We start from the raw sequence: 10,623 nt of genomic DNA, 5'->3' as shown, positions 1-10,623 counted from the left end.
TGCCCGCGGTCCGGAGCCCTACGCTCCGGGCCATGCGTTGCCCCGCGTTTCTCCTGTTCCCGCCCCTTCTTTCCTCCTGCGGCTTGATCCAGCTGCCTTTCAAGGTCGCGGGCCAGGTGGTGGAAGGCACCGCGGAGGTCGGCAAGATGACCTACGACTCCGCCGCCAAGCCGTTCAAAAAGACACCTGAAGAGAAAGCGGAAGCGGAAAAGAAGAAGGCGCAGGAGAAAGCCCGCAAGGAGGCGGAAAAGAAAGCGAAGGAGCAGCCCGCCGTGCAGAAAGACGCCGCCAAGCCCGACGACGACAATCTGGTCCCGGCGGAACCCGAATACCTTCCATTGCCCGGCACCGACGACCCTCTTCCCGACGACGCGCCGCTTCCCTATCAGGGCGAACCGTGATTCCGGCAATCGGAAACACCGGACGAAATCTCACTCGCCGCCCGACCGGGAAATGCGCTGGACTTCCGCTCCATGCTCACCGCGTCCCTGCTGATCCTGGCCAGCTTCGTCGTCCTCTTCATCGGGGCGGAACTCCTCGTCCGCGGGGGTGCCGCGATGGCCCTCAAACTCGGGCTCTCACCATTGGTCGTCGGCCTCACCGTGGTCGCCTACGGCACCTCGATGCCGGAACTGATCGTATCCCTCAAAGCCGCCTTCGCCGGTCAACCGGACATCGCCATCGGCAATGTCGTCGGATCCAATATTTTCAACATTGCCGTCATCCTCGGTCTCGCGGCGGCGGTCTATCCGATCCGGACCCACCTCCAGGTCCTGCGCTGGGACGCGCCTTTGCTTCTCGGCGTCACCCTGCTCGTTCCGCTGAGCTTCATCGACGGCCAGGTCTCGCGGATCGAGGGATGTATCTTCGTGCTCGCCGCGGTCGCCTTCACCATCTGGACCATCCGCGCCGCCCGCCGCGATGAAAACTCCGGCGTCGAGATCGCTGCCGACACTCCCGAGGTCAAACCCACCGGCAGCCTACCGGGTGATATCCTCAAGATCCTCGCCGGCCTCGGCGTGCTTGTTCTCGGCTCGAAACTGCTGGTGGACAACGCCGTCACCGTTGCCAGCTCGCTCGGTGTTTCCGAGGCGGTCATCGGCCTGACCATCATCGCCGCCGGGACCTCGATGCCCGAGCTCGCCACCTCGGTGGTAGCCGCCTTCCGCCGCCAGTCGGACATCGCGTTGGGCAACGTCCTCGGCTCCAACCTCTTCAACCTCCTGTTTGTGCTCGGCGGCAGCGCGGTGATCCACCCGGTCGAGACCTCCGCGATGAGCAAGATCGACCTCGGAATGATGATCGGCGTGACCGCCCTGCTGGTCCCGCTGCTTGCCACCGGCAAGCGGCTCAACCGTGCCGAGGGCCTGCTGCTCGCCGCCACCTACGGGGGCTACCTCTTCGTCCTCTGGCCGAAAGGATGAGCAAATTCCGCTCGCCATCAACCTGGGGAGAAAATCCCGATCAGAGCGGATACGTCCCGGGCTCAGGTATCTCGGCGCCCTTCGGGAAATCGGGAAAGAACGTGCGGACTTTACTGCCTCCGAGCTCGTCGCCGCTGACGTATCGCCAACCGAGCCCTTCCACGTAGTGGCCGATTTGATGCCCGGTGCTCTTGACTCTCCGACCTGAAACCGACAGCTCCATGTCAGTGGGAACCACCGCGTAGCGATTGCCTTTGGTCCGATAGAGCGAAATAGGTCCAGAGATTCCGTACGAGGTGATCGTGACATTCTGATCTGAGAACATCTCAAACGACTGCTCCAACGCGGCCCTGAAGTACTCGGCGCTACCCGCAACTTCCATCACCTTTGGATGCGTAAGCGCGGTGGTTCGGGCAGAGTTCCTCGCCAGAGCCGCGCGCAGGAGAACCTGCACGTCGTTCCGAACGGTGTTCATGTCCCCAGCGTCATTGTACCTCGTCTCCTCTGCGGTCTGAAGCGGGGTGTTTGAAAATGAAGAACACCCAACCCCCGCGAACAGGGCGAGCATGAGACCTACCAACGGCTTCGTGAACGTGCGCACGCCTGATCAAATATTGAGTATGATCTACCCCCACCCTGATTCGGGGCTGCCTTTCGGGCAATCCGGATTTCCGGGCGGGAACGGCAGGGATTGGAGGATGGGGCTTCGGCAGGAGCTCAGTTCGCCGGCGGGACGGGTTCCTCGGGATCGGGAGCTTCGCCGGGGCGCATGGCGTAGTGGACGCCCTATTCGCGGGCGCGGCGGCGCAGGCCGGGGGCGGTGGGTTCGTGGCGGAGGTCGAACTCGATGGTGTCACAGAGATCTTTGATGGCGGCATGCACTTCGGGCATCAGGAGCTGGACGTCGTGCTGTTCCTCATCGGTGCGGTCCTTGGCAGCGCTCGGGGTGCCGGTCGGGGAGATCATTTCGGCGCGGAGCTGGCCGATCCTGGCGGCGGCGGGCCAGGCGAGCACCGGCGGGGCCACGAGCCGTCTGTCCAAGCCGAATGAATTCGGCGCTCCCACAAGGAGTCCCTTGCGCGCGGTTGCTAACGGGAGGGATGCACATGGGCGGGCTCCTGGAAGTGGCGCGACTTTTCAAGTTGCGGCGGTGGACAGCCTGAACCGCAGGCAACATTCCGATCCCGCTGGCGGGCCGCTCGCTTGCGCAACTTGAAAAGTCGCGCTACTTCCACGCCTTCCAGAACGCCTCCGTCTCGCCGGCATCCGGGATCACCTCGACCAGCAGCGGCACCTCGCCCGGTTCGAGGTCGTCAAAGCCGGCGTCGTTTTCGATCCGCAGGTATTTCATCCCCCACATCGCGGCCCAGCCGTCGAGGCGCACTTCGTGAGGGTTGAGCATCAGTTCTTTCGCGCGGTCGCTCATGGCATCCAGCCGCGGCAGGCGGGAAAAAATCTGGCCGCCGCCGTTGTTGATCACCACCAGGACCCGGCCCTTGCGCTCGATCTGGCCCAACCAGGCTGGCGCGGCGAGGTCGTAGAGCGCGGTCAGGTCGCCCACCAGGCACCACGAATCCTCCACGTCGGCGGTCCAGCCGAGCCAGGTCGAAAGCTGGCCGTCGATCCCGTTCGCCCCGCGGTTGGCGCGGATATCCGTCAGCGGCTTGTCGCGCTGGGCGAAAAGGTTCCATTCGCGGATCGGCAGGCTGTTGCCGAGGTAGAGCGAGGAGCCGGTCGAGGCATAGGCCGACAACACCCTCAGCAACCCCGGCTCGCTGTCGGGATAAGCCTCCAGGAGATCCTCGATCTCGCCGTCGCGCCGCGAAGTACGACGGAAGTAGTCCAGCGCGTCGCCGGCCTTCTCCACGTCGCCCAGTCCCTTGATGGCGCGGCCGACCGGCGAGACGATGGTTTCGCAGGACCGGGCGAGTCCGGGAAAGCCGGTCCGCGTGATGTTGAAGACCTCGGTTTCGGGAAGGTCCTCGAGGTCGCGCCAGAAACGGCCGCTGGGAACGCCACCGAGTCGGAGGACCTTACCCGGCGGGTGCTCGCGCAGCATCCGGTCGGGATCCGGCAAGCTCATCCCGGCAAGCGCCTCGCGCAGGCCGCTGGTCGCCTCCGCGGCCACCGGCGCGCCGAGGTCGAGGCAGAAATGGTAGACGGCTTCCTGGTCTTCGGGCTCGAGGTCGCCGATCATCACCACCAGCCCCCGGTAGAGATCCTCGCGCAGCCAGGTGGCCAGGGTGGCGACCGAGAAATTCGGCAGCCGGACCGGATCGGCATCCAGATCCTCCGGCGGCGCCCACTCCTCCGGCTCGAAATCCTCCTCCAGCTCGACGTTCCAATGCCACGGCGAGCGCCGGTCCCATCCGGCGATGTCGCCGGCCCCCGCGTGCTCGCCGAAGATGCCCGGCTGTGAGATCGCCTGCGGTGCCCCGGTTCCCCGGAAGCGTTCCGGGCGGTCGGCTGTGAGGGCCAGCAGCGGCCGCCCCTGATAAAAGGCCTCGATCACCGCCGGCAACAGTTCCGCCACCGCGGTGCCGCTAGTGGTGACCACCGCGCAGGGTTCTCCGGTCGCCATGGTCCGGCCGAGTGCGAAGAATCCGGCGCTGCGTTCCTCGAAATGCCGCCACACCCGGGCGACACCGGCGGCTTCCGCGCGGGCCAGCACCTCGACCAGGGCGGCATTGCGGGCCCCGGCGCAGACGACGAATTCGCGGATCCCGCGGCGGCAGCAGGCGTCAATGATGGAACAAGCGGTTTGCCAGGTGGTCACGGCGCGAAGCTGAGCAAGGAACCCTGCCGCCGGAAGTCCCGATTTCACCGGGTCACGCTCCCGCTACTCTGTCCATCTTTGCCCGTAGATTGTAATTCGGGACCCGCCGGGCCCGTGTTAGAAGGTCTGCCCGAAACCCCACATCACCATGGATCTCGACGCGAAAACCATCTGGCTCATTGCAGGAGTCATCCTCGTCCTCGCGGAGTTCGTTGCGCCGGGGGTGATCATCGTGTTTTTCGGGGTCGGGGCCATCCTCACCGCCATCACCACCTGGGCCGGACTGACCACCGGGATCGGTTCCCAAACCGCGGTGTTCGCGGTCAGCTCGTTGATCTTCCTCTTCGGCCTGCGACGCTACGTGAAGAAGTGGTTCGTCGGCGACTCCGAGGCACTGGCCGCGGAATGCGATGACGATTTCACCGGCCGCGAGGCCCGCGTGATCACCGAACTGCCGGGCCAGGGAGCCGACGGCATGGTCGAGATCAAGGGGGCCAACTGGAAAGCCCGTAGCGAGGTTCCTATCCCCGCCGGCGCCATCGCGGTGATCGAACGCCGCGAAGGACTTACCTTTCATGTCCGCCCGCGCACCTGAACTCCTTCCCCAACCATGAATACCATGCCCGCAAGCCCCCTCCTCGCCGCCAGCGGCGACGGCCCCGGATTCGGCGTCGTCCTGACGATCGCCATCGTCCTGCTCATCGTCGTCGCCCTGATCAAAACCGCCCGCATCGTGCCCCAGCGCCAGGCCCACGTGGTCGAGCGGCTCGGCAAGTACCGCAAGACGCTCGAAGCCGGCTTCCACATCCTGATCCCCTTCATCGACCGCGTCGCCTACAAGCACTCGCTCAAGGAAGTGGCGATGGATGTCCCGCCGCAGTTCTGCATCACCAAGGACAACATCGCGATCGAGATCGACGGCCTGCTCTACATGCAGGTGCTCGACGCGAAAGCGGCGTCCTACGGGATCGAGAACTACTACTACGCGGCCTCGCAGCTCGCCCAGACCACCCTCCGTTCTGAGATCGGCAAGCTCGAGCTCGACCGCACCTTCGAGGAACGCGACACCATCAACGCATCGGTCATCGCCGCGCTCGACAAGGCCTCCGAACCCTGGGGTTTGAAGATCACCCGCTACGAGATCGCCAACATCAAGCCGCCGCAGTCGGTTCAGGATGCCCTCGAAAAGCAAATGCGGGCCGAGCGCGAACGCCGCGCCCAGATCGCCCTTTCGGAAGGCCAGCGCGAAGCTCAGATCAACGTCGCCGAAGGCCAGAAGCAGGAGGTCATCAAGCAGTCCGAGGCGAAAAAGCTCAGCCAGATCAACGAAGCGGAGGGCAAGGCCCGCGAGATCGAACTTCTGGCCAACGCGACTGCCGAAGGCATCACCCGGATCGCCTCGGCGATCGGCCAACCCGGTGGCAAGGAAGCGGTCAACCTGCGGATCGCCGAGCAGTACGTCGAACAGTTCGGCAACCTCGCGAAAGAAACCAACACGGTGATCCTGCCGCACAACCTGAGCGACATAGGCGGTGCCGTCGCCGGTCTGGCCAAGATCCTCGACACCGGCCGCCAACTGGGCCCGAACACCCCGCCGCCGTTGCGCTAAGCCGCCGCGACACGCGACCCCATTCCCCGGGAGGGCACGGCAACGTGCCCTCCTTTTTTGCGTTCAGCGGCCGGCTACCGGACGCTGCCAGTATTTCGACGGAGGCAGATCCTTCGGGCGCAGGACGATGATCCCGGCATGCTTCGAGCCACCGGTGAGATAGTCGGTGATCGGGCGGTCGATGATGGTCATGCGACCCTTGTCGCGATCCGAGGTGGCGTGGGTGAAATAGGCCCGGCCCTTCAGCTTCACGATCAGCCCGACGTGAGACGTGTAACTGTCTTTCCAGTTCGCGGTGATCGCACAGACATCGCCGTCCTGGAGGTACTGCTCGACCCCGCGGACCTTGTTCTTCGGAATGTGGTAGACCGGCAGTTTCGACACCCGCGCCTCGATCCGGCCCATTTCCGGCAATAGTCCGGGATTGTTGCGCAGGTAACGGTAGCTCTTCCACTGGACGGTCATTTCACGGATCTCGCGCTTCAAGCGCTGGGCCCCCGGGAGCTTCGGCGTGATGTTCGTGGCCAGACCGCGGCGCTGGTTGTCCCAGAAGACTTCCTCCAGCTGGTGCATCCGGCTGAGGTAGCCGCCGGTGCAGCGACCGTCGCGGTAGCGTTCGATCTCCACCATGTGCAACATGTCCTCCGGCTTGTACGGTCCCGGCTTGTAGCGGAGCATCCGGGCGAACGCCAAGGCGTTCTCGTAGTAGGTCCAGCAGTCCATCGCGTTGAGATTGACCACCGGCGATTCGATGCGGTCATCGACCTCCAGGGTGTAATTCACATACGGGGTGCCCACCATCGCACGGGCCGCGCGGATGGTCCGCGGTCCCAGCGGCAGCTGGCGCCAGTTCTCCTGCTCCGCCTGCGCGACCATCGCGTGGAATTTCTTTTCGCCCTTGAAGACGGTCGACATCGGCAGCCGCGCCTGGCTCGGGGCGGCGACCGTGTGCTGGCCGCAAGCCGGCAACAGGGTTGCCACGGCGAGGGCAACGAGGATCGGAAATTTCATTCCGGCATCCTACCCGCCGTTGCCGGAAAGCAAAGGGGCTTTCGCGTGCCAGTCCCGCCTTGCCCGCCTCCACGTGCCGTTCATGGTCTCCGCCGTGAGCTCTTCCACCGAACACCCCCGCAGCCCGCAGGACGAAATCGACGGCCTGATCTACTTTCCGCGGCTGTGCCACAAGATCCGGCTCCACGCCGCCGGCAAGCTCGATCCGGGCTATCACGCCAATCTGGGTGCCGGCATGGACCTTTGGACCTGCCAGTACCTCGGCATCGATTACCAGGAACTCGCCTCGCGGGTCCGTTCCGGGGCCTCGGACAGCGAAGCGCTGGCCTGGGCCCGCGGGAACGGCACCGCCCGGCCCGCCCACGAATCCGCCTGGTGGAACGCCTACATGCGCACCCGAGGATTCCGCGACGACCTCGCCGGGCGCCTCGCCCAGCGCAAGGCCGAGTCCGGCTTCCAGGACCGCGCCGATGTCCAGACTTTCATGGACTACATCGAGGCCGACGAGGGCAGGCTCTAGCCTTCCGCCGGCGCGGGATCATTCGATCAGATGAAGCAGGGCCTTCTGGTCCCAGGCAAACCGCATCGCCGTCTCGCGATCGATGATGCGGTCGCGGAGCAGTCCCGCCAGCGAGCGCTCCAGCGTGATCATGCCGTCTTCGCCCCCCGTCAGCATCGCATTGCGCATGTAGTGGTCGTGCCCTTCCCGGATGCCGTTGGCGACGGCCGGGGTCACGAGCAGCTTCTCGATGGCGGGAACCAGCTTCTTTGAGCGGGCCGGCACCAGGCGCTGCGAAACGACGGCGCGCAACGACGAGGCCAGCTGGACCCGGATGTTCGGCTGCTGATGGCCGGGGAAAACGTCGATGATCCGGCTCACCGCGGAGGTCGCGCTGCCCGAATGGAGCGTGCCGAGCACCAGATGGCCGGTCTCCGCGGCTGTCAGCGCCGCGGAAATCGTCGCCAGATCGCGCAGTTCGCCGAGCAGGATGACGTCCGGATTCTCCCGCAGGGCGGCGTGCAGGCCGGCACTGAAACTCTCCACGTTGGTTCCCACCTCGCGCTGGTGGATCAGGCAGCGGTCCTCCCGGTGTTCGAACTCCACCGGATCCTCGATGGTGATCACATGGGCCGGACGCGAGCGGTTGATGTGATCGACCAGCGCGGCCAGTGTCGTCGATTTTCCCGATCCCGATGCTCCGGTAACCAGCACCAGGCCGCTGGGAAAGGATGCCAGTTCCAGTAGATCCGCCGGCAGCGAGAGCTGCGCCAGCGAAGGGATGCGGGTCCGGATCGGCCGGATCGCCGCGGCCAAGCCGCCCATGTGACGGAACACGTTGATCCGGAAACGCCGGCTTCCTCCGGACAATTCCCATCTCCCCGCGAAATCCGCGCTGCCCTTCTTTTCCAGATCTTCCCGGGGCAGGCCCTTGGGCACCAGTTGCAGGATCTGCTCCGGGTCGGTGAAAGCCGATTCCACGGAACGGATCACCCCGTTCCTGCGCACCCGCGGTGCTTTCCCCGACGAAAGGAAAATGTCCGAAACGTCCGGCTCGAGAACGAGATCGATCAAAGCCATCAAGCCCCGGTTTTCAGCCGGCGGTGTCGCTTCCACCTCGACGGACGGTCCGGTGAATTCCGCGACGGCCCGGGCCAAGGGATCGTCGGCAAGTTCTTCGCGCGCATCGCGCCCTGCCCCACCGGCATGGACTTCGATCCGAAAGGCCCCGCCACCCGCATCGAGTAGATAGGAAAACTCCGTCCCGTCCGCGGCCCTGAAAACGCCTTCACGGGGAGTATCCGAAACCGCTTCCCGGCCGCTCTCTCCGGTCATTTCGAGGGCAATCCGCTGCAACATGTCCAGCCGCAGCGCCGGCATGGACAGCTCGATCGCATCTTCCGCTTTGAACAGACAGGGGATCTGATCGGACACCAGCACCAGGCGCTCGGCTCGCTTCTCCAGCATGAGTTTCAGGAATGTGTCGATCACTGCCATTTTGCCGAGTCGCTGCCGAGCTGTCCTGCAAATGCCGGCCAAGCGCCGGTTCGTCTCCGGAACTTGCATCGGGCGTCCGCTTCCGGTGCCTGGACGCGGCATTCTGCCCCGGAAATTGCGTCTTGATGAACTTCTTAGAGTTATTAACAATCAACGCATCATCTTTGATGTCGCCGGTCGAACCGGTGGCATCGCACCCCACCGAACGATGAAGCGAACCCTCTGGAAAGTCGCGCCACGGCTCCTGGTCCTGGTCGCTGTCACGCCGACCCTGCACGGCCAGTCAATCACCCCCGGCGACCGGCTCCTTGAGAACGCTTTCTACGCGACCGACATTCCTTTTCTCCACGGCCCCGGGCCGACCCTCCAACCGCAACTGGCCGGATTCAACCTCCAGACGGTCAATGGCTTCGGATCGACTTACGTCTACGATTTCTGCGCCGATTTCTTCACCGGCAACAATGACGACGCAAGCTTCCTGGTCAGTCCCGGCCTCGGGGGTCTCGGCTCTTCCCGGCAGGCGGAAATGCGGGCCCTTTTCTCCCATGCCTTGCCGGCATTCAACGCGCTGCTCGACGACTACATCGTCCTGAACGGCGGCGACTGGGCCTACAACGCGATCTACGCCAGCGAGTATGATGAGCTGCAAGGCTACGCTGCCGGGATGCAGATTGCCCTGTGGGAGCTCATTCACGAGCAAACCGCCGACCTCTCGATCGACGACAACGGTTCCACCGACGGGAGTTTCCGCATCGACGTGGATGCCGTGCCGGACACGAGAGCGGCCCTTGGAGCCGCCTACGCGGAGCAGTTCCTCGCCAACATCGGCACCAGCACCTGGACCGACCAGGGCCGCGTCGTCTACTACTTCGCCAATGCCCCCGACGGAGAACAGGACCGGCTCTGGATGACGATCCCCGAACCCTCGGCGGCGCTGCTCGGCGTCCTCGGATTCGCGGCCCTTTTCCGCCGCCGGCGCTTCTGATTTCACGGCAATTTGCCCGCGCCCCGGACTGGACGACCCGCGAGCGGCCCCTAAGCTGCCGGCCATGTCCGAATTCGTCTACCAGGATCCCTTTCCGCTCGGCCCCGACACCACCGAGTACGAATGCCTGACCACCGACCATGTCACGGTCGCGGAATTCGAGGGATCGCCGGTTCTCAAGGTGGCGCCGGAAGCGCTCACGCTGCTCGCCAACGAGGCGATGAAGGCGATCAATTTCACCCTCCGCCCCAGCCACCTTGCCCAGGTCGCGGCGATTCTGGACGATCCCGAAGCCACGGAGAACGACCGCATGGTCGCCCTGATGCTGCTGAAGAATGCCGAAATCGCGGCCAAGGGCATCCTCCCCGCCTGCCAGGACACCGGCACGGCGACGGTGATCGGGAAAAAGGGCCAGCAGGTTTGGACGGGCTGCGACGATGCCGAACGGCTGTCGGAGGGCATCCACAAGACCTATCAGGAGGAGAACCTGCGCTACTCCCAGACCGCCCCGCTCACGATGTACGAGGAGGCGAACACCAAGACCAATCTTCCCGCCCAGATCGACCTCTACGCCACCGAAGGCGACGCCTACAAGTTCCTGTTCGTCTCCAAGGGCGGCGGGTCCGCCAACAAGACTTTCCTCTACCAGGAGACCAAGGCCCTGCTGAATCCGAAGCGCCTCAAGGAGTTCTGCATCGAGAAAATGCGATCGCTGGGCACCGCCGCGTGCCCGCCTTACCACCTCGCCATCGTCATCGGCGGCACCTCGGCGGAGACCTGCCTCAAGACGGTCAAGATGGCCTCCACCCGCTACTACGATGC

The 10,623-nt window shown here is 64.7% G+C and carries 12 protein-coding genes; 7 read left to right on the top strand and 5 right to left on the bottom strand.

The genetic code is table 11. The features are described 5' to 3' along the window. Positions 1-32: 32 nt before the first annotated feature. Positions 33-401 (top strand): hypothetical protein, encoded by a 369-nt coding sequence (locus IG178_RS10460; protein ID WP_193212490.1) that lies wholly within the window; start codon positions 33-35, stop codon positions 399-401. 72 nt (positions 402-473) lie between these two features. Next, positions 474-1,424 carry a calcium/sodium antiporter gene (locus tag IG178_RS10455; RefSeq protein WP_193212489.1) on the top strand — a complete coding sequence of 317 codons (951 nt, stop codon included), beginning with the start codon at positions 474-476 and terminating at the stop codon, positions 1,422-1,424. Positions 1,425-1,464: 40 nt separating this feature from the next. On the opposite strand, the gene IG178_RS10450 is transcribed toward IG178_RS10455, so the two are convergent. The 3 genes from IG178_RS10450 to IG178_RS10440 all read right to left on the bottom strand — a co-directional run bounded on the left by IG178_RS10450 (position 1,465) and on the right by IG178_RS10440 (position 4,200). Then, the gene (locus tag IG178_RS10450; protein ID WP_193212488.1) at positions 1,465-1,992 is read right to left on the bottom strand and encodes a hypothetical protein; all 528 of its coding nucleotides are present in this window, start codon (positions 1,990-1,992) and stop codon (positions 1,465-1,467) included. A gap of 218 nt (positions 1,993-2,210) precedes the next feature. Continuing rightward, complete coding sequence (locus IG178_RS10445; protein ID WP_193212487.1) at positions 2,211-2,465, bottom strand: hypothetical protein; 255 nt, start codon at positions 2,463-2,465, stop codon at positions 2,211-2,213. 184 nt (positions 2,466-2,649) lie between these two features. Next, positions 2,650-4,200 carry a thiamine pyrophosphate-binding protein gene (locus IG178_RS10440; RefSeq protein WP_193212486.1) on the bottom strand — a complete coding sequence of 517 codons (1,551 nt, stop codon included), beginning with the start codon at positions 4,198-4,200 and terminating at the stop codon, positions 2,650-2,652. 148 nt (positions 4,201-4,348) lie between these two features. Here IG178_RS10440 and IG178_RS10435 point away from each other — a divergent pair, with 148 nt between their 5' ends. Together IG178_RS10435 and IG178_RS10430 are read left to right on the top strand one after the other, a co-directional pair. After that, positions 4,349-4,795 carry an NfeD family protein gene (locus IG178_RS10435; RefSeq protein WP_193212485.1) on the top strand — a complete coding sequence of 149 codons (447 nt, stop codon included), beginning with the start codon at positions 4,349-4,351 and terminating at the stop codon, positions 4,793-4,795. Positions 4,796-4,819: 24 nt separating this feature from the next. Beyond that, the gene (locus IG178_RS10430; RefSeq protein WP_193212546.1) at positions 4,820-5,809 is read left to right on the top strand and encodes an SPFH domain-containing protein; all 990 of its coding nucleotides are present in this window, start codon (positions 4,820-4,822) and stop codon (positions 5,807-5,809) included. A gap of 63 nt (positions 5,810-5,872) precedes the next feature. Here the strand turns inward: IG178_RS10430 and IG178_RS10425 are convergent, their stop codons facing one another. After that, positions 5,873-6,820 carry an N-acetylmuramoyl-L-alanine amidase-like domain-containing protein gene (locus tag IG178_RS10425; protein WP_193212484.1) on the bottom strand — a complete coding sequence of 316 codons (948 nt, stop codon included), beginning with the start codon at positions 6,818-6,820 and terminating at the stop codon, positions 5,873-5,875. Positions 6,821-6,914: 94 nt separating this feature from the next. Between IG178_RS10425 and IG178_RS10420 the strand changes: the two genes are divergently transcribed. Next, entirely contained in the window at positions 6,915-7,340 is a 426-nt protein-coding gene (locus tag IG178_RS10420) for a DUF5069 domain-containing protein (protein WP_343225962.1), read from the top strand. A gap of 18 nt (positions 7,341-7,358) precedes the next feature. On the opposite strand, the gene IG178_RS10415 is transcribed toward IG178_RS10420, so the two are convergent. After that, a complete protein-coding gene (locus IG178_RS10415; protein WP_343225961.1) occupies positions 7,359-8,810 on the bottom strand; it encodes a type IV pilus twitching motility protein PilT in 1,452 nt (483 codons plus the stop codon). Positions 8,811-9,024: 214 nt separating this feature from the next. On the opposite strand from IG178_RS10415, the gene IG178_RS10410 reads away from it, so the two are divergent. Together IG178_RS10410 and IG178_RS10405 are read left to right on the top strand one after the other, a co-directional pair. Then, complete coding sequence (locus tag IG178_RS10410; RefSeq protein WP_193212481.1) at positions 9,025-9,801, top strand: MYXO-CTERM sorting domain-containing protein; 777 nt, start codon at positions 9,025-9,027, stop codon at positions 9,799-9,801. A gap of 64 nt (positions 9,802-9,865) precedes the next feature. Then, positions 9,866-10,623 (top strand): fumarate hydratase (locus IG178_RS10405; RefSeq protein ID WP_193212480.1); only part of this gene is annotated, 758 nt, incomplete at its 3' end.

This window comes from Neoluteolibacter marinus, from assembly GCF_014904755.1.
In the GTDB taxonomy this organism is placed as follows: Bacteria; Verrucomicrobiota; Verrucomicrobiia; order Verrucomicrobiales; family Akkermansiaceae; genus Haloferula; species Haloferula marina.
The sequence above is the reverse complement of the archived record's forward strand: the minus strand, read 5'-3'. Positions and strand labels throughout refer to the sequence as shown.